This window comes from Frondihabitans sp. Leaf304 (assembly GCF_001423105.1).
GTDB lineage: Bacteria > Actinomycetota > Actinomycetes > Actinomycetales > Microbacteriaceae > Frondihabitans.
Window position 1 is genome coordinate 191,605 of sequence record NZ_LMNV01000002.1, and the last position, 20,335, is coordinate 211,939.

Consider the following 20,335-nt stretch of genomic DNA (forward strand, 5'->3'; position numbering starts at 1 on the left):
TGGGTGGACTTTTCTACGCCTACTGGGCGGCGCGACCGAGACGACGAGACCGGCGGGCGAGACGATCAGACTGTTTCGCCTGACGCGCAGCATCGCCATACCCGGATCCCCTCAGTAGAACACGAGATAGCACGAGGGCCGCAGCCGCGAAGAACATCGCGAGCTGCTCGAGAGCGGCCCCGCCCCTCACCGCGGGAGTAGTGCCCGTGCCGAGGGGGACCTTGGTGACCATCGCACCGGGCTGGAACGCCGGAATGCTGTCGATGGTCTTGCCGTCGGCGGAGATGACGGCGCTCGATCCGACGGTCGAGATGTTCACGAGCGGCCTAGACGTCTCGATGGCTCGCAGGCGGGCGATCGCGAGCTGTTGGGTGTTCTCGTCGGTCTGGCCGAAGTCGGCGTTGTTCGTCTGAGCGAGGATGACCTGCGCTCCCCCGTCGACCATCTCGCGAGTCAGGGCGTCGTCGACGATGTCGAAGCAGATCGAGATACCGGCCTTGATGGATCCGACGTCGAGCACGTTCGTATTCGTGCCCGGGGTCAGGTCACGCGTGAGCAAACCGACGAGCGAGGGGGCGAGGGCGTTGAAGAAGGGGCGATCGGGCACGTACTCCCCGAATGGAACGAGATGCCTCTTGTCGTATTGCGCCTGGACCGTGCCGTCGTCCCAGACGATCGACGAGTTGTAGTCTTTCGACCCGCGCTCGGTGATGACGCCGGAGACGATCGGAGCGCTGTAAGCCTTCGACAGCACGTCGAAGATGTAGGCACCGAAACGATCCCGAGTGGGATCGCGGTCGGATGCGCCCTCGGGCCACACGAGCATGTCGATGTCGTCGGACGGCAGAACGCCCTTGTACGTCGCGTCGACCTGCGCGTTGCTCAGGTCGCCGTACGTGCGCTGCTGGAAGAAGCCGGCTTTGCTGTTGCCCTGAACAGCCGCGATCGTCGAGGATCCGGCAGACGCGGTCGGCCAGGCGGGAACGACGAGGACAGCCACGATCGCCGTCGCGGCCACGAGGGCCCGAGTCGTGAGGTGAATCGGCTGCTCGACGAGCAGCTGCATGACCGCGGCTACGAGCGCGACCATGACGAAGCTCAGCCCGGAGATGCCCAACCAGGCGGTCAGCGAGGCGAACGGGCTCTGCGACTGGCTCTCAGCGACGCGTCCCCACGAGAAGCCCCCGTAGGGGTAGTGCCCCGCAACGAACTCGCGACCGACCCAGAATCCGGCGACAACGACCGGCAGAAGAAGCGTGCGGCCCAGCGTGCCCTGCCAGACGCGAGGAACCCACCGATACGCCAGGGTGATCGGAATGCCGCCGAGGGCGAAGATCAGCGCCTCAAGCCCCGCTAGGGCGATCCACGGCACCGGGCCCAGGTAGGTGGCCACCCAGTCGATGAGGACGAAGAAGAAGGCCATGCCCGACGCCAGGCCCACCAGGAGGGATCCGCCGACGCTTCTCCCCTTCAGCGCCAGAAGGATCAGGCCGATGCCGACGAAGGTCAGGGGCCAGATACCGCGGTCGGGAAACCCGAACTCCATCAATGCCCCGCCCCCGACACCCGTGACGAGGGCGATCCAGAGGGGAAGACGGAAGTCGGAGGTGCGCGGGTCGCCCGAAGGGCTCGGCACGCCGGAGAAACGGGGCACGCGTGAATTGTAGGGTGCCGACACTGTGGAGTGACTCTGTCGAATCACACCGCGGTGTAGGCGACGATGCCGCGCCGGACGGCGTCGAGCGCCTTCCGCGCCACCGGACCGACCGGCGGATCGGCGACGACCGACAACTGGTCGAGGAGGTCGATCGTCTGCTTGGTCCAGCGTACGAAGTCGCCGGCCGCGAGCTCGGCGTCGTCGAGGACCGTGTCGAGCGACGCTCCCCGCGCCCAGTGGTACATGGCCAGCGCGATACCCGGCGACGGTTGCAGGGTTCCCGGGAGTCGATGCGCCTGCTCCAGGTCGTCGAGTTCGGCCCAGATCGTCCGGGTTCGATCGAGTGCTGTGCGGAACTCTCCCGACGGGAGGTAGCGGTCGCCGAGCATCCCCTCGTCGCGGCGGGGCTCGTAGACGAGCGTCGCCGCCATGGCCGCCAACTGCGGTGCGTCGAGCGAGTTCCAGGATCCTCGTCGGAGGCACTCGGCCACGAGAAGGTCTCGGTCGCCGTAGATGCGCCGCAGGGTTTTGCCGGGGGCGGCGACGTCGACCTCAGCCACGCGAGAGAGCCGCGACGAATCGGCGATTCTGTCGGCCGACCCTGCACTCGGCTCCGCACCTCGAGGAACCAGGTAACCGAGGTCGACCAGCACGTCGGTGACCCGGTCGAAGACCTTCGCGACCGCACCCGTTCGGCTGCGGATCTGAGCCGACAGCTGATCGGTCTGCTTCTTCAGTTTGTACCAGCGCTCGGCCCAGCGTGCATGCTGCTCGCGCTCCGGGCAGTTGTGGCAGACATGCTGCCGTAGCTGACGACGGAGGGCGGTGATCTTCTCCTGGCGGGAGTCGCGCTCCTTTCGACTCTGGACCTCAGAGCGGGATGCGCCCTGCTTCTCGAGTTCGGCGATGTCTTGTCGCAGGGTCATGTACTCGCCGAAGTCGCCGAGATGGCACTCCATCGACTTGGCGTACCCGTCGAGCGACTGTTGCTGCGACCGGACCTTACGGGCCAGGTCGACCACGGCCCGGTCGGCCTGGAACTGGGCGAACGACGTCTCGAGCACTTCTCGCGTACGGGATCGGCCGAACCGCTCGATCAGGTTGACCGCCATGTTGTAGGTCGGCCGAAAGCTGGAATTGAGCGGGTACGTGCGGCGCGAAGCGAGCGCTGCGACCGCCTGCGGGTCGAGACCTTGAGCCCACTGGATGACGGAGTGACCCTCGATGTCGATGCCCCGGCGACCCGCGCGGCCGGTGAGCTGGGTGTACTCCCCCGGTGTGATCGGGACGCGCGACTCGCCGTTGTACTTCTCGAGCTTCTCGAGCACGACGCTTCGAGCAGGCATGTTGATGCCCAGCGCCAGGGTCTCGGTGGCGAAGACGACCTTGACGAGCTTCTTCTGGAAGAGCTCCTCGACTACCTCTTTGAAGGCGGGGAGCAGGCCCGCATGGTGTGCGGCGACACCGCGCTCGAGACCCTCCACCCACTCGTAGTAGCCGAGGACGGCGAGGTCTTCGTCGCGAAGGGTGCGGCAGTGCTCATCGACGATCTCGCGGATCTCATCGCGATCCGCGGCGGTCGTGAGCCGGATGCCGGAGCGGAGCACCTGCCGGACAGCCTGATCGCAGCCGACGCGGCTGAAGACGAAGAAGATGGCCGGCAGCAGGTTCTTTCCGTCGAGCAGCTCGACGATCTTCCAGCGGTCCATCCGGCCGAAGTTCTGGGGCCCGGACGACTGGGGGCGCGAGTCTCGCTTGGGCTTGTAGCCGTGGGAGCCGGATCCTTGTCGGCCGTTTCTCGAGCCCGGCCTCGAACTGAGCGATGCCGCCCGCACCAGCTCGGGGTTGACCCGATTGGTCGCGGCCTTGCCGGTCGAGTCGAACAGGTCGAGATACTTGGAGCCCACCAGGACGTGCTGCTGAAGAGGAACGGGGCGCTCCTCGGAGACGATCACATCGGTGTCGCCGCGGACCGTCTGGAGCCAGTCGCCGAACTCCTCGGCGTTCGAGACGGTCGCGCTGAGCGACACCATGCGGACGTCGAGTGGGAGGTGGATGATGACCTCCTCCCAGACGGCGCCGCGGAACCGATCGCCGAGGAAGTGCACCTCGTCGAGCACGACCCAGCGCAGGTCGGTCAGCAGGTCGGAGCCGGCGTAGAGCATGTTGCGGAGCACCTCGGTCGTCATGACGACGATCCGCGCGCGGGAATTGACGTTGGTGTCGCCGGTGAGCAGACCCACCTCGGATGCGCCGTATTCGGCGACGAGCTCCTGGTATTTCTGGTTGCTCAGCGCCTTCATCGGAGCCGTGTAGAAGACCTTGTCACGGGGGTGCTGCATCGCGAGGTGAATGGCGAACTCGGCGACGAGCGTCTTGCCGGCCCCCGTCGGAGCCGCGACGAGCACGCTGCGACCGGCCTCGACGACCTCGCAGGCAGCGATCTGGAACCCGTCGAGCGCGAAGCCCAGACGCTCGCGGAAACCCTGGAGCTGAGGGGTGCGAGTTCGGGCCCGGGAGGCCGCGAATCGCTCGGACGGAGACAGTTCGCTGCTGGTCACGTGGTCGATTCTGTCACGCGCGGCCTCCGAGCCCGTGCACGGGAGACCACTGCCGAGAGGGGCTTGTGCCGGGAACCGCTAGGCCCCGGCGAGCTCGGCGTCGAGGGCAGCCACCCGTTTGGCGAGACGGCGATCGTGGAGGGTGGTGACGAGGCAGGCGATCAGGTAGAGCCCGACCATGGGGATGGCCAGCAGGATCATCGAGATGACGTCGGCGGAGGGGGTGACGATGGCGGTGAAAAGGGTGATGAGGATGATCGCTACGCGCCAGCTCTTGCGGATCGACGCCGCTGTCAGGACACCGATGAAGTTCAGCAGGACGAGGAAGACGGGAAGCACGAACGCGACGCCGATGGCGAGCACCAGCTTGAGCACGAAGTCGTAGTACGTCTTGGCGTCGATGATGCTGGAGTCTTCGGAGGCGATAAATGAGGTCATGACCTGCACGATGTGCGGTAGCACGAAGAACCCGGCGCAACAACCGGCCAGAAAGAGTGGGATCGCGGCGCCGAGAAAGCCGATCGCGTAGAGCTTCTCTTTGCGGACCAAAGCCGGCACGATGAACGCCCAGATCTGGTAAAGCCACACCGGGCTCGAGATGATGACGCCGACGGTGATCGTGATGGTGAGTTTGAGGTCGAACGCGCCGGTGACATTGGCGAAGTTCAGTGAAGCGAGACGACGACCGTTGCCGGAGATCTGTTCGACGGGTGAGCGGAGCACGTCGAGCACGTACGGCGAGAGGAACCAGCCGGCCACCGAGCACACGGCAATGGCCACTGCGGCGAAGAAGAGACGTTTGCGCAGCTCGAGGAAGTGCTGCCCGAGCGACATGCGACCCTCAGCCGGGCTCCGCTTCGCACCGCGAGAACGAGCCGTGCCACCGCCCTGAGCACCGCCCGGCGCCGAGGTCGTGGCCACCGACTAGAGCTTCGGTTTGTCGGTGTTGAGCGGAGCCGCGTTGCCGGACGGTGCCGGCGTGGTGACGGTGGTGGTGGTGCTGCCGTCGGGGTTCACCGTGGTGTGTTGCACGGGTGCAGCTGGAGTCGGCGCCACGGTCGTGGGTGCGGCGTTGGTCGGCGCCGTGGTGGCGGCGTCGGACGAACCGTCGTGGTTCGGCCCGATCTCGGTCTTGAAGATCTTCATCGACTGAGCGACGCTCTTCGCGAGGGCGGGGAGCTTCGGCGCTCCGAAGAGGAGGAGCAGGATCACCAGAATGATCAGAAGGTGGGGTAGGCCAAGAGCACCTGAGAACATCAGTCGCCTCCTAAGACGTGTGCGGAAAGACGATTCTAACGCGGACGCCGCGGAAAAGCGTCAGGGCCGGTCGTACCTGTGAGCGGCTCGGGTGGCCCAGTCGGCCACAGCCGCCCGTGCCGCGGCCGGCGAGACGACGACAGGCCCCCCGGGGAGCCCGGCGACAAGGCGAGCCAAGGATCCGAAGTGGTTGACCCGCAGCGCAAGTCGCGTGCGCCCCTCGGGCCCGCCCTCGATCGTCTCGGGGGCGTAGTCGTCGAGCAGCGTCGAGGCCGCGGCGTCGATCTCGATCTCGACCACGATGTCGTCGGGCGAGCCTTCGAACAGCGTGTCGGGAAGCGAGACGTCGGCGGCGCGGAACGAGATGGGCTGGTTGCTGACAGCGGCATCGCTCACCCGGTCGAGGCGGAAAGTGCGGACGGCTTCGCGCAGGTGGTCGTAGCCCCGGAGGTACCAGTCGGCGTCGAGGGATTCGACTCGGAGCGGATCGACGCGTCGCCGCTCGATCTGCCCGCGGACTCCGGAGTAGTCGAATTCGAGCTGGACGCCCTCGTCGACCGCGCGGCGGACGAGGGCGAGGAGCTGGTTCGTTTCGGAATTCTCGACGGCGACCTGGCTGGGGGCCCCGGAGGCTCCGCGCGCCAATTTCGACATCAGGGTGGCGATGGCCTGCCTGTCGGCGTTCTCGGGCAGGGACGAGAGATATTGCAGACCGGCGATGAGGGCGGCGGCCTCTCGTGCCGAGAAGCGAGGCGAGTCGTCGATAGCGACGAGGTTCGTGAGGACGATCACGTCGTTCTGCTCGAAGTCGTCCCAGGCGATGTCGAAGAGGTCGCCGTGCTGGTACTGGGTTGTCTCGCCCGGTATACCCGAGACGGCAATGAGCTCGACCGCGCGCCGGATCTGCGTGACGGGAACTCCGAAGTGGGTAGCAGCCTCGGCGACGCTGACGCTTCCGCGATCCATCAGGTAGGGAACGAGGGAGAGCAGGAAAGCGAGTTTGTCTTGCGCCTGGAGGGCGGGTGCGCGCTCAGCCACGGGATGCCTTTCGTGAATCGGCGTGCTGAGTCGCGACTGCGCTGAGACGCTCGACGACGAGCTCGCGCACCCCCTCCGGTTCGACGACGCGCACCTCGGGCCCGAACGAGGCCAGCTCGTCGGCGAGGAGGAAGCGATCCGACCAGTGGATGGTCAGGGTGCCGTCGTCACCCCGGGTCGTGCCGCGGCGCTTCAGCAGTCGGGTCTCTGCATCGGAGGCGGGTTCGACCTCGACGACGGCCGTCTGTGCCGCCCACAGGTCTTCGAGGTCGGCGAGCGAGCGCTCGGCTGTCGCCTCCGGCGGGACCGTGACGCTCTCGTTCGTCACCGTGACTTCGCCGGTGATCCGGGAGAGGAGGAACGTTCGCCAGCCGCCCGTCTCGGTGTCGATCGCCGAGCACATCCAGCGCCCCTGGAACTGGACGAGGGCATAGGGAACCACTCGCCGGGCCCGAGGAGCACTCTCGCCGGGCTTGAGGTAGTCGAACAGAACCACGGCCGACCGATCGAGGGCGGTGCGCAGCGGCTCGAACGCGGAGTCGCGCGAGCGAATTCTGGGGGCATAGTCGAGTTCGGGGACCGGGGCCGCCCCACCGAGGCTGCGGAGCTTGAGGAGGGCACGACGGGACTCCCCCGAGAGCGTCCCCTCGCGCCAGACCATGGCGGCGAGGGTTAGCAGGGCCGTCTCTTCGGACGAGAAGGCGATGTCGGTGGGGAGCTCGTAGTCGCCGCGGAGAATTCGGTAGCGGAGGTTCTGGTTGTTGCCGCTCGAACCGAGTTCTTCGATGGTCTCGAGGGGAACGCCGAGCTCGCGGATGTCGTCTTTGTCGCGCTCGAACTGTCGCTCGAGGGCGAGGTTGTCACCCCGGCTCCATCGTTGCCGGTAGCCCTGGACGGTCGAGAGGATCTCGGTCTTGGTCAGACCCGTGTCGGTGGCGAGCAACGCCAGAACGAGACTGAACAGCCGCTCTTCAACCGGGACGCGTGGGGCGCGCCCAACGGGTCCGGCACTGGAGGAAGGAGTGGCTTTCTTCGGCACGAAAGGGATCTTAGGTCAGCCGAGGCGGATCGTCAGAGCGATCCCAGAAGGTCGAATACGTAGACGAGGGTCGACGTGGAGCCACTCTCGGCCGTCGGCGGGATGACGATCATGACCTGCGAGCCGACCCGCTGGCCGATCAGGGCTTTTCTCACGGTGCTGGGGATCTTGTCGGACGAGAGGTCGATCGTCGTCGCGGCGTCGCCGTTGACCCAGGTGGAGCCCTGAACGGTCGGCTCGGCCGCCCAGTCGACCGCGGTGAACTGCGCGACGGCGGTGGACTTCGCGGTGAGCTTCGCCCCGTTGCCCTTACGGACCAGCTGCACCTTCTCGGTCTTGGGAGCAGCGACGTCGGGGATGCTGATGCCGGGTGCGCCGTTGGCGGCGGTCACCACGGCCGGCATGTTGTTGACGCCGAACTGGAGGGCGCCGTCGGCCTTGGGAAGGAAGGCGCGGACGACGTCGATGACGGCGATGTAGGCCGGGCCCGACTTGTCGTCTTTCTTCGCCGTGGTGGAGCTGAGATCGCTGACCTTGACGGCGACGGCGATACGCGACCCGACCTGGGCGCACTCGAGCGCGTCGACGAGGGGGCCACCGGCGGTGGCACCGACGGTGACGGGGGCTGCGGCGGCGGCGTAGGGCTGGACCGCCTTGCCGGTCTCACCCGAGTACACGGCGAACTTGATCAGCGCGGGAGTGCCGTCGGTGAGGGTCTGGCCGTCGCCCTGCACGAGTGTGGAGACCTGGGTGTGCCGCGTGTTGATCGGCGTGGGGATCGTGACTTTGGTCGGCGCTTCACCGACCGACCCGCTCGCCGAGACTACAGACGAGGCGTCGCCCGAGGCGGGGGTCGTGCAGCCGGCCGAACCGGGGGCGGAGCTCGTGGAGCAAGCGGTCAGCGTCGCCAGAAGCCCGGCAACAACGATCAGCGCGGGGATCTTGCGCACGAATCCTCATTTCTTTACTGCACTTGAGAGAGCCGGCCCCTGAGGGCACGGCCCGTTCAGCCTATCGGGTGTTCGTGGGGGTCGAAGCCGCTGGTCACAGGCCCTTCGAGGGGCTGCGGCCGCGGCTCCGACCGCTCAGTCGCGACGGGTCACGACACCTTGCCGAGCAGGTCGACGACGAACACGAGCGTCGAGTTGGCGGGAATCGAATCGCCCTGCGCGGTGGCTCCGTAGCCGTCGGCCGGAGGCACGACCAGCAGCACCTGGCTGCCGATCTTCTTGCCGGCGAGACCCTTGACCCAGCCGTCGATGAGCTGACCCGAGGTCAGGCTCCCGACGAAGGGCTGACCCTTGGCCCACGACGAATCGAATACCTTGCCGTTCTTGTAGAGCACGCCGGTGTACTGCATCATCACCGAGTCGCCCTCCTTGACGGTGGCGCCCGATCCCTCGATGAGCGTGGTCGAGACGAGCTTGCTGGGAGCCTTCGTCTTCGGAACGGTGATCGTCGGGGCCCCGTCTTTGGCGAGGGTGACGGTGGGCTCGCCGGACACGGCCTTCTGCTTCTCGCCGGTCGCCCTCGAGGGGAACGCCTTCAGGATGTCGGCGACGAAGACGACGCTGTCTTTCGCGCCGATCTTGTAGTCGCTGATGCCCTGACCGTTCGTGGAGTCTTCGGGGCTGCCGGCGATCGCGACGCGGTCGCCGACGTGCGAGCACACGAAGCCCTCGCTGAGTGCGGCGAGGCTGGTGCCCGAGGCCGGCTTACCCGCGACCAGGTACGTACCGCCCTGCGTCGACGTGTAGGTCGAGGTGGCCTGCTTGCCCGTCGATCCGTTGTAGAGCGAGACCTGGAAGATGACCGGCTGGCCGCTCTTCACGAGGGCCCCGTCGCCCTTGACCAGCGTCGTCTTCTCGGTGGTCTTCGTCGATAGACCCTTGTCGAAGGTGACCTTGGGGGCCTTGCCCACGTCGCCGGTCGCCTTGATCGACTCGGAGACGCTGCCCGACGATGTGCCGCCCGAGCAGCTGGCGCTCGGCTCGGCGGAGGAGCAACCGGCGAGCGACAGGGAGACGAGAGCCCCCACGGCGGCAGCGGCGGCGAGTGTCTTGGTGATCTTCATCTGCACGGTCAGTCCTGTTCGGTTGTGGTGGACGGAGTCGGGAGGTCGGTGCCGGGCGCGCGAGCCTCGGATCCTTCGCTTGCGGGCCGAATCGCGTCGGCGCCGGCGACGGCCTTGGCCGCGGCGTCCTGAGCCTGCCTCGCAGTCTTGCGAAGCTTCTTCGCGGTGGCCGAACGCTCGCCGAGAGCGCCCGGAGTCCAGAGCTCGACATCTTCTTCGGAGTAGTCGGACTTCGACGCGCGGCGCTTCAGCTGCGGGAGGACGGCCCCCGGGGCGAGACGACGGGCCGTCAAGAGGAAGCCGGTGTGCGCGATCATGCGGTGGTCGGGCCGAACGGCAAGGCCCTCGACGTGCCAGGACCGCACAAGCGTCTCGGAGGAGTCGGGTTCGGTGAAGCCGCCGAAGTGACGGAACGCCTCGGCCGTCCGGGAGAGCTGAGTGACGGTGGCCACGTAGCAGACCACCAGACCGCCGGGCTTGAGGGCCGTCGCGACCGCCTCGACGTTCTCCCACGGGGCGAGCATGTCGAGCACCACGCGGTCGGCTGTTCCGGCCTCGACCACGCGGGGCAGTTCTTCTAGCAGATCGCCGACCGTGACCGACCAATTGCTGGGCGTGGCGCCGACGAAGCTCGTGACGTTGCCCCGCGCGACGTCGGCGAACTCTTCGCGGCGCTCGAACGAGGCGAGGCGACCCTCGGGGCCGATGGCGCGCAGCAGGGAGAGCGACAGGGCACCCGAGCCCACCCCCGCCTCGACGACGGTGGCTCCCGGGAAGATGTCGGCGAACGTGACGATCATCGCCGCGTCTTTCGGGTAGACGATCGCGGCGCCCCGGGGCATCGACATGACGAAGTCGGCGAGGAGCGGCCGAAGCGCGAGGTACTCATCGCCCGTCGTGCTGATGAGCACCGAGCCGTCGGGCAGGTCGACGACGTCGTCGTGGCGGATGATGCCGCGGTGCGTGTGGAATTCGCCGCCGGGGGTCAGCGTGATGGTGTGCATGCGGCCCTTGGGCCCGGTCAGCTGCACCTTGTCGCCCCAGAGGAACGGCCCGCTCTGCCGACGGAACTGGGCGTCCGCCTGCGAGGTGTCGGTCTGGTGGTCGGTCATGAGTCGCCTTCCGGGAGTACGTCGAGCCCGCGGGCAGAGTGAAGGATCCGCGAGAGCTCGCTCAGCGAGACGTCACTCAGCGAGTGCCGGTGGGTGAACCCGCCGTCCTGCGGCAACGGTGCATGATGCTCGACTCCGATCGTCGCAGCGCCCGAGGCCATGGCCGCAGCGAGGCCGGTGGGGCTGTCTTCGATCGCGACGCAGTGCCGCGGGTCGACGCCGAGCTTCGCGGCCGCGGTGAGGTACGCCTCGGGGTGCGGCTTGCCGTGCTCGACCTCGTCACCGGCGACGACGAGGTCGAAGGCGGGGAAATCGATGATTTCGACGATCTCGACGGCCATCCGCCGGAACGACATGGTCACGAGAGCCGTCGGGATGCCGGCGTCGCGCAGCTCGCGGAGGAGCTCGCGCGCACCCGGACGCCACGGTACGTGGACGCGGACCCGCTCGAGCACGTCGTCCGTCATCCGGTCGATGATCTCTTGGGCCGTGAGGTCGACGCCGTGATCTTGGAGCACCTTGGCCGAGTGCCAGAGGCTCGAGCCGATCAGCGAGTCGCCGTCTTCCTGGCTCCAGACACCGTCGTGCTCGGCCACGAGAGCGACCTGTGACTCCTGCCAGTACGGCTCGGTGTCGACGAGCGTGCCGTCCATGTCCCACAGGACGGCGGCCGGGATGATCTCGGCGCGGAGGCGCTCTGCAGTCGAATCGGTCACGACAGGCGAGTCTAGAGCAGGGCGGTGACGCCGACGGGAGGTCCGGGACCGGGCCACTGCTGCTAGCGGCTATCGTGGAGAGCTGACGCGGAGGGCCGAACGAGGGTCTCCGCAGTAAAGGAGTCCGGTGTCGCCATCGTCACGATTCGCTGAGGGTCGACTGCTCGTCGTCGCCTTCGAAGGCTGGAACGACGCCGGAGAAGCCGCCAGCAACGTCGCCAGGTCACTCGTCGACACCCTCGAGATGACGACGCTCGCCGAGCTCGACGGTGAGGCGTACATCGACTACCAGTTCAATCGTCCGCAGGCCTCGCATGACGACGACGGCAGCGCCAGCCTCATCTGGCCGCGAATCCAGCTGCACGGCACGCCCCAGGTCGCCTCCCCCGTGATCGACATCTCCGGCGTCCTCGACACCGCCGACGGTCCTGCCGACGGAGGTCTCTTCGTGCTGCTCGGCGCCGAGCCCTCGCGCAGCTGGCGCAGCTTCGCCGCCGAGATCGTCGACCTGGTCGACGTGCACGACATCACGGGTGTGGTCTTTCTCGGCGCGATGCTCGCCGATGTGCCCCACACCCGGCCGATCTCGATCTTCGTCGGCAGCGAAAACGCCGACGTCCGTCAAGAGTTCGACGTCGAGCGCTCCACCTATGAGGGGCCCGTCGGCATCCTCTCCGTACTCGGGCACGCCCTCGAGGCAGCGTCGATCCCGACCCTGTCCATCTGGGCGTCCGTGCCGCACTACGTGCACAACGCCCCCTCCCCCAAGGCCTCCCTCGCGATCCTCGACAAGGTCGCCGAGATCACCGGTGTGGTCATCCCCCGAGACGAGCTCGTCGACGAGGCATCGGCCTGGGAATCCGGCATCGACGCGCTCGCGGCCGACGACGAAGACATGGCCGGCTACATCGAGCAGCTCGAACAGGCCCGCGACACGGTCGACTCCCCCGAGGCCAGCGGTGAGGCGATCGCGCAGGAGTTCGAGCAGTACCTCCGCAAGCGCGACGGCAAAAGCGGCGACGAGCCCTGGCGGCCGCCCGCGGTGTGACACCGTGGATCGCTGGCGCGGCCGTCAGCGACCCGCCGCGAGGGCAGGCCGGACCTACGAGTCGCGCTGGTCGGCCCGGTGGGTGCCGGCCGCGAAGACGAACTGCTCCACCTCATGCCGCGAGCGAAGACGTATGACCTGCAGGTGCGGGTGCGACCGCGCGAGCCGGGCACCGAGGTCGCGGTATTTGCGGCGAGTGCGAACGGACCAGCGGATGATGTGCTCCGGGTCGGTGAGGATCGCGCTGAGGGGGCCTTCGATGTTGCCGTTCCAGAGCGGCTGTCGCCGGATCCTGCGCGTCAGAGTGCGACGAACCACCCGGGCGAAGACCAGCCGATAGGGCAGGTCGAGCCACACCAGCGTGTCGGCGCGCTCGGCCAGCAGTGCGCGAGCGGATTCGTACTGCCACTCGGTGATCCACCGGTCGCCGCTGCTGAACGCCTCGATGTCGGCGACGAATTCCTCGCGCGGTGTCCAGTTCGGGCCGTGGAAGAGGGCGTCCAGTTCGACGTAGTCGAGGCCGAGGATCCGGGCGAGGCGCCTCGCGAGAGTCGATTTGCCGGCCCCCGACACGCCTGCCACCAGCACTCGGCGTGGGCTCGTGGGGAGAGCGTCGAGGGGCCTGAGCGTCATGCCGAGAACCCGCTGTCAGGCCGAGACGCGGATGCCGAGAAGAGCATCGACAGCCTCCACGTCGATCGATGACGGCGCCTCGCCGGACGCCACCGCGCGTTCGACCGCCGCGATGGCACCGGGTGTGTCGAGGTCGTCGGCGAGGTGGCGGCGCAATTCGGTGAGGAGCGGTGTGACCTCGGTGCCATCGACGGCTCGCGCGGCCCACCGCTGCCACTCGGCGAGGCGTGCGACGGCCGTGAGAAGGGAGTCGTCGAACCACTCCCAGTCACTCCGGTAGTGGTGGTCGAGCAGCGCGAGCCGGATGGCACGGGCGTCGACTCCCGAGGCCACAAGCTGGGAGACCTTCACGAGGTTGCCGAGCGACTTCGACATCTTCTCGCCCTGATACGCGACCATGCCCGAGTGGGCGTAGTGCGAGGCGAACGTCTCACCGGTCAGTGCCGTGCCGTGGGCCGCGCTCATCTCGTGGTGCGGAAAAATGAGGTCGGAGCCGCCGCCGTTCACCGACACCGGCAGAGCCAGGTGGTCGAGGGCGATCACCGAGCACTCGATGTGCCAGCCGGGGCGTCCGTCGCCGACGGCGCTCGGCCACGAGGGCTCGCCGTCGCGGGCGGAACGCCACAGCAGCGGGTCGAGGACGTTGTGCTTGCCGGGTCGCTCCGGGTCTCCCCCGCGCTCGGAGAAGAACCGCAGCATGTCGCCCGCGCCGAGACGGCTTTCGAGACCGAGATGCCACGCCGTCTCGGATCCTGCCCTGTCGACATCGAAGTAGACGTCGTCACCCGCGGTCGAATCGGGTGTGTCGACCCGGTAGGCGAAGCCGTCGGCGAGGAGCTTCGCGACGGCCTCGCCGATGGGCTCGATGACGTCGGTGACGGCCACGAAGTGGTCGGGCGGGCTCACACGGAGGTGCTCCATGTCGGAGCGGAACAGGTCGGTCTGCGAGGCCGCGAGCTCACGCCAGTCGACGCCGGTGGCTGTCGCGCGCTCGAGCAACGGGTCGTCGACGTCGGTCGTGTTCTGCGCGTAGACGACCTCGACGCCCGCATCGCGCCAGACCCGCCCGAGCGTGTCGAAGGCGAGATACGTGTTGGCGTGACCGAGGTGGGTGGCGTCGTACGGGGTGATCCCGCAGACGTAGAGGCGACCACCGTCGGTGACGTGCCGCCCGCCGGTGGCGGTGTCGAAGAGGTCGGGCGCGGATCCTTTGCCCGGAAGAACCGGGATGACCGGGGCGTTCCAGGAGCGCATCAGCCGATGACCCCGACGCCGAGGAGGATGAACAGGACGATGCCGAGCAGGATCCGATAGATCACGAAGGGCAGGAAGCTCCGCTTCGAGATGTAGTTCATGAAGAAGGCGATGACGACGAAGCCGACCACGAACGAGACCACGGTCGCCGCGATGGTGGCGGGCCAGGTGAACTCGTTGGTGGCCCCGCCCGAGAGGGCCTGGTAGACCTCGAACAGCCCGGAGCCGAAGACGGCGGGGATCGCGAGGAGGAACGAGAAGCGGGCGGCCGCCGGACGGGTGTAGCCGAGTGCGAGGCCAGCCGATGTCGTGGCGCCCGAGCGCGAGACACCGGGCACCAGTGCGAGCACCTGCGCGATGCCGATCGCGATGCCGTGCCCCCACTTCATGTCTTCGAAGCGCGCGAGCTTTTTGCCGAAGATGTCGGCGGCGGCCAAGACCAGGCCGAAGACGATGAGCACGGTCGCGAGCAACCAGAGCGACCGGAACTCGTTCGCGATGAACTTCTGGGTGAGCACGCCGACGATGACGATGGGGAACGTGCCGATGATCACCAGCCAGCCCATCCGGACATCCTGGTCGCGCTTGTCGACCCGACCGAAGAGCGACCCGAACCACTTCGAGACGATGCGAGAAACGTCTTTCCAGAAGTAGATCAGCACCGCCAGCTCGGTGCCGAGCTGGATGATCGCGGTGAAAGCCGCGCCGGGATCGAACTCCTCGGCGCCGTGCGGGAAGAAGAGCGCGACGAGGCGGATGTGACCGCTCGACGAAATGGGGAGGAACTCCGTGAGGCCCTGGACGAGGCCGAGAAGGAGTGCCTGAAGAAGGTGTTCCACGTGAGGAAGGAGCCTCTCAGTAGCTGGCGAGAAGGTCGCGGAGCACGCGACTGCCAAAGGTTAGCGCCTCGAGCGGTACCCGCTCGTCGACGCCGTGGAACATGGCCGGGAAGTCCATCTCTTCGGGCAGGCGGAGCGGCGCGAAGCCGTAGCCCTTGATGCCGAGAAGGCTGAGGGCCTTGTTGTCGGTGCCGCCGCTGAGCAGGTAGGGCAAGACGGGGGCTCCCGGATCGTGCCGCTCGAGCGTGGCCTTGATCGACTCGACGAGCGGGCCGGAGAACGGCGTCTCGAGGCCGATGTCGGTGTGCATGGTCACGATTTCGATGTCGTCGCCGATGAGGGCGCGCACCTGGGCCAGGACGTCTTCCTCTTCGCCGGGCATGCAGCGGATGTCGACGAGCGCCTCGGCCGTGTCGGGCACGACGTTGTGCTTGTAGCCCGCCGTCAGCATGGTCGGGTTCGTCGTGACTCGAAGGCTGCCCTTGATGAAGCCCGATGCCGTGCCCGTCTTCAGCACCAGCTCGTCGGGGCTCACCCGCTCGGGATCGACACCGAGGATCCGAGACACCTCGCGCAGCAGCCCGGACGTCGTCTCGGTCAGTGCGACGGGCCATTCCTGACGCCCCAGGATCGCCACGGCCTCGGCGAGTCGGGTGACCGCATTGTTCGCGATCATCTGCGACCCGTGCCCCGCGGTGCCCCGAGCGATGAGCTTGATCCAGATGAGCGCCTTCTCGCCGGTCTGCAGCAGGTACGAGCGCTTGCCATCGATGTACGTCGAATAGCCGCCGACCTCGCTGATCGCCTCGCCCATGCCGTCGAAGAGCTCGGGGTGGTTCTTGACCAGGAAGTGCGACCCGAGCACTCCCCCGGCCTCCTCGTCAGCAAGGAATCCCAGCACGAGGTCGCGCGCCGGACGCTCGCCGGCACGCAGCAGGTCGCCGACAGCCGTCAGCATCATGGCGTCCATGTTCTTCATGTCGACCGCGCCGCGGCCCCAGAGCATGCCGTCTTTGACGACGCCGCCGAACGGATCGACCGTCCAGTTCGCAGGATCCGCGGGAACGACATCGAGGTGACCGTGCACGACGAGCCCCGGCTTTGCCCGGTCGCGGCCCTCGACCCGCGCGATCACGCTGTGACGGCCGGGCTCGGATTCGAACGTCTCCGGCTTCAGGCCGAGGGCTTCGAGCTTCGCCGACACGTATTCGGCGGCATCGGCCTCGCCATTGGACTTGCCTCCTCCGTAGTTGGAGGTGTCGAAACGGATGAGGTCGCGCGCGATCTCAGCCGTCTCGTCGAGCTGGGTGGTGTCGACGTGTTCGGTCATGCCGCAACGCTACCCGGAGGCGCGTGTCAAAACCGCCGCTCAGATCGTGCTAATGTCTTCGAGGCGGTTACGCCGCAACACACCGGTCCGGGTGGCGGAAATGGCAGACGCGCTAGCTTGAGGTGCTAGTGCCCTTACGGGCGTGGGGGTTCAAGTCCCCCTTCGGACACCGAACAAAACGAAAAGACCTTGCCCTTACCGGGCAGGGTCTTTTTTGTTCGGGCGTATGGTCGGGCCATGGATTATGTGCGTCTCGGCAACAGCGGCCTCGAAGTCTCCGCGATCACCCTCGGAATGATGAGCTACGGCGATCCGGCCCGTGGCGGGCACTCCTGGAGTCTCCCCGAAGAGCAGAGCCGCCCCTTCATCAAGCAGGCACTCGAGGCGGGCATCACCACCTTCGACACCGCCAACGTCTACAGCGACGGCTCGAGCGAAGAGATCACCGGGCGGGCGCTAGCCGATTTCGCCACGCGCGAGGAGGTCGTGATCGCGACCAAGGTGCACGGCCGAATGCGTCCCGGCCCCGGAGGGCAGGGCTTGTCGCGCGGATCGATCATGACCGAGGTCGACGCGTCGCTGAAGCGGCTCGGGACTGACTACATCGACCTCTACCAAATCCACCGCTACGACCCGAACACGCCCGTCGAAGAGACGATGGAGGCGCTACACGACGTCGTGAAGGCCGGTAAGGCCCGCTACATCGGCGCGTCGAGCATGTGGGCGTGGCAGTTCGCCACCATGCAGCACGCGGCCGACCTCGGCGGCTGGACGCGATTCGTCTCGATGCAGGATCAGTACAACCTGATCCAGCGCGAGGAGGAGCGAGAGATGCTGCCCTACTGCCTGGACCAGGGGGTCGGCGTGCTGCCGTGGAGCCCTCTCGCCCGAGGCAGACTCACCCGCGACTTCGACGACACCACGACGCGCAGCGAGACGGACGCCTTCGGCAAGACTCTCTATCGCCAGCAGGAAGAGGCGGACCGCCGGGTCGCCGACGCCGTGAAGACGATCGCCGACGCCCGTGGTGTCTCCCGCGCGCAGGTGGCACTCGCCTGGGTCCGGCAGCAGGAGGCGGTGACGTCGCCGATCGTGGGGGCCACGAAGCCTCAGCACCTCGACGACGCGATCGCGTCCGTCGAGCTCCACCTCGACGACGACGAGCTCGTCGCGCTTCAGGGGCCCTACGTCCCCCGTGCGCCCGAAGGTTTCTGACCTCCCGCCCCCGGAGGGTGCATACTCGACCCACCAGGGCGGTGACGGAGCCGCCCGGCACGACGAACGGAGCCGCCCGTGAGCGACGACAAGCACGACCACAACGAGGCCCAGGCCGCGCAGACCGGGGCTAAGCAGACGGACGCCGGAACAGATGCTCCCCTCAACGGTGGCGAGCACATCAAGGCTGGCTCGTACACGGGAACCCAGGAGGACGGCGTCGAGTACGACGGGGCTTTCACCGACAGCGAGATCCCCGAGGAAGCAACGAAGCCGGGCGAGACCGAGGCTGATCGTGCAGGCTTCGAGGGCAGCTATACCGAAAGCGACGGCGTCGAATAGCAACCACTGGTGACTCAGGAGTAGCGTCGTCGTCATGACAACACGAATCGTTATTCTGGGTGGTGGTTCGGCGGGTCTTCAGACCGCTCTGGCTCTTCAAAAGAAGCGACCTCCCCAGAGCGCGAGCATCACGGTGATCGACCCGAGCCCCTACATGACCTATCAGCCGTTCCTGCCCGAAGTGGCGGGCGGGCACATCGATCCCAAAGATGTGACGGTTCCGTTACGCAAGACGCTTAAGCGCTCCAAATTCATTCAGGGGGCGATGTCGGGTATCGACACCGACTCCAAGAAGGTGACGGTCGACCTCGTCGACGGCCGCACCAGCGAGGTCGCCTACGACCACCTGGTCGTCGCCATCGGTGCGGTCACGCGGACGTTCCCGACGCCCGGCCTGGCTGAGAACGCCGTCGGTTTCAAGAGCGTCGAGGAAGCGTCGTACGTGCGGGCCCGGATCCTCGGCAACATCGAGAAGGCGGCCGCGACCACTGACCCGGCGGAACGGGCCAAGCTCCTCACAGTCGTCTTCGTCGGTGGCGGCTACACGGGCGTCGAGGCGATGGGCGAACTGCTCGACACCGCGAATTCCGCGGTCGACCAGTACCCGGTTCTCTCCCGGCACGAGGTGCGCTTTGTGCTCGTCGAGGCCCTCGACCGTGTCGCTCCCGAGGTCGGCCCCGAGCTGTCCAAGTGGACCCTCGGTGCGCTCCGCGCCCGTGGCATCGACATCCGACTGAAGACCACGATGCCGTCGTGCGAGAACGGCGACTGCGTGCTGAGCGACGGCGAGACGGTCCCCGCCGGCACGATTGTGTGGACGGCAGGCGTCAAGCCGAACCCGGCGCTCGACAGCACCGACCTGCCCCGCGGGCCCAAGGGTCACGTCAACGCCAACGCCAAGCTCGAGGTCGTCACCGACGAGGGCAAGCGCATCGATGGTGTCTGGGCACTCGGCGACAACGCCCAGGTACCCGACCTGACTGCCGCGAAGCAGCCGGCCTACTACCCGCCGAACGCTCAGAACGCCGTCCGTCAGGCGGTGACGGTCGCCGAGAACATCCTCGCGTCGATGGCCGGAGAGCCTCTCGCCGAATACCGCCACGAGTCGGTCGGAACCGTTGCGAGCTACGGCATCGGAAAGGGTGCGGCTCTCATTCAGGGCGTGCACCTGAAGAACCTGTTCGCGTGGCTGGCCCACCGCGGGTACCACCTGCTCGCCATGCCGACCTTCACGCGCAAGTGGCGCATCCTGACCGGATGGGTCACCAACCTCGTCGGTGGTCGCGACGAGACCACCCTGGAGAACATGAACGACCCGCGAGCGAACTTCGTCGCTCTCGCGGGTGGGGTGAAGAAGTAGCGTTTCATCTCGCCAAATATCGGGCCCCCGTCGCATTCGTGCGACGGGGGCCCTTTCGTGTCCGAGGGGTGGCGCACGAGCGGTCAGTGCGCTTCGCGCAGGTGAACGGGCCGTGAACGCCGAAAGCCGAGACTTCACCCCCTCTCGCCCGTTTGGTTGAAAACGGGGTACAGCACGTGCGGTCATTCGGGAGGACGCGCACAATCGACGTCGACGAGATAAACGACGCCCGTCGTCTAATTTACTCCTGTCGAACGGGACGAGGTGCCCGCATCCGCGTGCTGGCGGGCATCAGGTGTGCCTCATGCCGAACCAAACTGTTTCGTGCCTGGGTGTTACGGCAACGCCCCCCGGAGGGGGGTCCGGTCCCCCGAAGGCATCACCCGTTGGAGAGGCGGCATCACCCGTTGGCGCGTACCTCATGCGGGGGGCATGCGGTCCCCCGAAATGGGGGCATGTGGAGCGAGCGGTCGATGGCCTACCGTCGGGATATACCCGCTGAGGCCATCGGCTGACAACTGGAACCCATCCGCTTGTCATTCCGTCCACGGTCCGCGCAGCTCCACCAGCATGAAACCCGAATAGCACCACACCCGATCACCGCTTGACCCGAACCCTTCCCGATCGTCGACGCGCACCGAACCTCGAGATCTCCCGTACCCGACGGGAGCTCGACGGATCGAAATCGCCGTCGTCACTCCGGTACTCCGACAGGAACCCGATCTCTTGTCGAAGTACCGGATTCATGCTGTGACCCGTACCCGAAATACGAGTCAGAGCTACTGCACCGCCTACCCGAACCCTGGATCCATGCTTACCCAGCCTCTTCTGCGTACGTTTTCGCGTACCCCCTTCCGTCC

Annotated in this window: 18 protein-coding genes and 1 tRNA gene; 5 read left to right on the forward strand and 14 right to left on the reverse strand. The window is 67.1% G+C overall.

What is annotated here, in order from left to right; genetic code table 11:
* Positions 1-19: 19 nt before the first annotated feature.
* From lnt to ASF54_RS00890, 10 genes are all read right to left on the reverse strand, one after another.
* On the reverse strand, positions 20-1,654 hold the full coding sequence (gene lnt, locus ASF54_RS00845) for an apolipoprotein N-acyltransferase (RefSeq protein WP_157509975.1): 1,635 nt from the start codon (positions 1,652-1,654) through the stop codon (positions 20-22).
* A 44-nt stretch (positions 1,655-1,698) separates the two neighbouring features.
* Entirely contained in the window at positions 1,699-4,218 is a 2,520-nt protein-coding gene (locus ASF54_RS00850) for a DEAD/DEAH box helicase (protein WP_055957618.1), read from the reverse strand.
* Between the two features lie 78 nt (positions 4,219-4,296).
* Entirely contained in the window at positions 4,297-5,052 is a 756-nt protein-coding gene (gene tatC / locus ASF54_RS00855; RefSeq protein WP_055961789.1) for a twin-arginine translocase subunit TatC, read from the reverse strand.
* Positions 5,053-5,142: 90 nt separating this feature from the next.
* The gene (locus tag ASF54_RS00860; protein ID WP_055957621.1) at positions 5,143-5,475 is read right to left on the reverse strand and encodes a twin-arginine translocase TatA/TatE family subunit; all 333 of its coding nucleotides are present in this window, start codon (positions 5,473-5,475) and stop codon (positions 5,143-5,145) included.
* A 60-nt stretch (positions 5,476-5,535) separates the two neighbouring features.
* Positions 5,536-6,513: a helix-turn-helix transcriptional regulator gene (locus ASF54_RS00865; protein WP_055957624.1), complete on the reverse strand. Its 978-nt coding sequence runs from the start codon at positions 6,511-6,513 to the stop codon at positions 5,536-5,538.
* Complete coding sequence (locus ASF54_RS00870; RefSeq protein ID WP_055957628.1) at positions 6,506-7,552, reverse strand: helix-turn-helix transcriptional regulator; 1,047 nt, start codon at positions 7,550-7,552, stop codon at positions 6,506-6,508. Before ASF54_RS00870 ends, ASF54_RS00865 begins: the two co-directional genes overlap by 8 nt.
* A gap of 32 nt (positions 7,553-7,584) precedes the next feature.
* Positions 7,585-8,502, reverse strand: a complete 918-nt coding sequence (locus ASF54_RS00875; protein WP_055957631.1) for an FKBP-type peptidyl-prolyl cis-trans isomerase — start codon at positions 8,500-8,502, stop codon at positions 7,585-7,587.
* A 149-nt stretch (positions 8,503-8,651) separates the two neighbouring features.
* Entirely contained in the window at positions 8,652-9,626 is a 975-nt protein-coding gene (locus ASF54_RS00880; RefSeq protein ID WP_055961792.1) for an FKBP-type peptidyl-prolyl cis-trans isomerase, read from the reverse strand.
* An 8-nt stretch (positions 9,627-9,634) separates the two neighbouring features.
* A complete protein-coding gene (locus ASF54_RS00885) occupies positions 9,635-10,738 on the reverse strand; it encodes a tRNA (adenine-N1)-methyltransferase (protein ID WP_055957634.1) in 1,104 nt (367 codons plus the stop codon).
* A complete protein-coding gene (locus ASF54_RS00890; RefSeq protein WP_268760962.1) occupies positions 10,735-11,454 on the reverse strand; it encodes an HAD family hydrolase in 720 nt (239 codons plus the stop codon). The genes ASF54_RS00885 and ASF54_RS00890 overlap by 4 nt, the downstream gene beginning before the upstream one ends.
* Positions 11,455-11,581: 127 nt before the next feature.
* Between ASF54_RS00890 and ASF54_RS00895 the strand changes: the two genes are divergently transcribed.
* Positions 11,582-12,502 carry a proteasome assembly chaperone family protein gene (locus ASF54_RS00895; RefSeq protein ID WP_055957636.1) on the forward strand — a complete coding sequence of 307 codons (921 nt, stop codon included), beginning with the start codon at positions 11,582-11,584 and terminating at the stop codon, positions 12,500-12,502.
* Positions 12,503-12,556: 54 nt separating this feature from the next.
* Here the strand turns inward: ASF54_RS00895 and ASF54_RS00900 are convergent, their stop codons facing one another.
* Genes ASF54_RS00900 through ASF54_RS00915 form a run of 4 tightly spaced genes read right to left on the reverse strand, consistent with a single transcriptional unit; the run spans position 12,557 to position 16,558 of the window.
* Positions 12,557-13,135 carry an AAA family ATPase gene (locus ASF54_RS00900; protein WP_055957639.1) on the reverse strand — a complete coding sequence of 193 codons (579 nt, stop codon included), beginning with the start codon at positions 13,133-13,135 and terminating at the stop codon, positions 12,557-12,559.
* Positions 13,136-13,150: 15 nt separating this feature from the next.
* On the reverse strand, positions 13,151-14,389 hold the full coding sequence (gene mshC, locus ASF54_RS00905) for a cysteine--1-D-myo-inosityl 2-amino-2-deoxy-alpha-D-glucopyranoside ligase (RefSeq protein WP_055957642.1): 1,239 nt from the start codon (positions 14,387-14,389) through the stop codon (positions 13,151-13,153).
* The gene (locus ASF54_RS00910) at positions 14,389-15,228 is read right to left on the reverse strand and encodes an undecaprenyl-diphosphate phosphatase (protein WP_055957644.1); all 840 of its coding nucleotides are present in this window, start codon (positions 15,226-15,228) and stop codon (positions 14,389-14,391) included. Before ASF54_RS00910 ends, mshC begins: the two co-directional genes overlap by 1 nt.
* A gap of 16 nt (positions 15,229-15,244) precedes the next feature.
* Positions 15,245-16,558, reverse strand: coding sequence for a M20/M25/M40 family metallo-hydrolase (locus ASF54_RS00915; protein ID WP_055957647.1), 1,314 nt, complete (start codon positions 16,556-16,558; stop codon positions 15,245-15,247).
* Between the two features lie 85 nt (positions 16,559-16,643).
* On the opposite strand from ASF54_RS00915, the gene ASF54_RS00920 reads away from it, so the two are divergent.
* From ASF54_RS00920 to ASF54_RS00935, 4 genes are all read left to right on the forward strand, one after another.
* Positions 16,644-16,727 (forward strand) — tRNA-Leu (locus ASF54_RS00920).
* Positions 16,728-16,795: 68 nt separating this feature from the next.
* On the forward strand, positions 16,796-17,773 hold the full coding sequence (locus ASF54_RS00925) for an aldo/keto reductase (protein ID WP_055957650.1): 978 nt from the start codon (positions 16,796-16,798) through the stop codon (positions 17,771-17,773).
* A gap of 78 nt (positions 17,774-17,851) precedes the next feature.
* The gene (locus ASF54_RS00930) at positions 17,852-18,115 is read left to right on the forward strand and encodes a hypothetical protein (RefSeq protein ID WP_055957653.1); all 264 of its coding nucleotides are present in this window, start codon (positions 17,852-17,854) and stop codon (positions 18,113-18,115) included.
* A gap of 34 nt (positions 18,116-18,149) precedes the next feature.
* Complete coding sequence (locus ASF54_RS00935) at positions 18,150-19,475, forward strand: NAD(P)/FAD-dependent oxidoreductase (RefSeq protein ID WP_055957655.1); 1,326 nt, start codon at positions 18,150-18,152, stop codon at positions 19,473-19,475.
* Positions 19,476-20,335 lie beyond the last annotated feature (860 nt).

Bases quoted from the DNA above. Each gene is read 5' to 3' on its own strand.
- ASF54_RS00880 (WP_055961792.1), bottom strand. From the start codon at position 9,626: ATGAAGATCACCAAGACACTCGCCGCCGCTGCCGCCGTGGGGGCTCTC.
- ASF54_RS00915 (WP_055957647.1), bottom strand. From the start codon at position 16,558: ATGACCGAACACGTCGACACCACCCAGCTCGACGAGACGGCTGAGATC.
- ASF54_RS00860 (WP_055957621.1), bottom strand. From the start codon at position 5,475: ATGTTCTCAGGTGCTCTTGGCCTACCCCACCTTCTGATCATTCTGGTG.
- ASF54_RS00925 (WP_055957650.1), top strand. From the start codon at position 16,796: ATGGATTATGTGCGTCTCGGCAACAGCGGCCTCGAAGTCTCCGCGATC.
- mshC (WP_055957642.1), bottom strand. From the start codon at position 14,389: ATGCGCTCCTGGAACGCCCCGGTCATCCCGGTTCTTCCGGGCAAAGGA.
- ASF54_RS00935 (WP_055957655.1), top strand. From the start codon at position 18,150: ATGACAACACGAATCGTTATTCTGGGTGGTGGTTCGGCGGGTCTTCAG.
- ASF54_RS00900 (WP_055957639.1), bottom strand. From the start codon at position 13,135: ATGACGCTCAGGCCCCTCGACGCTCTCCCCACGAGCCCACGCCGAGTG.
- ASF54_RS00885 (WP_055957634.1), bottom strand. From the start codon at position 10,738: ATGACCGACCACCAGACCGACACCTCGCAGGCGGACGCCCAGTTCCGT.
- tatC (WP_055961789.1), bottom strand. From the start codon at position 5,052: ATGTCGCTCGGGCAGCACTTCCTCGAGCTGCGCAAACGTCTCTTCTTC.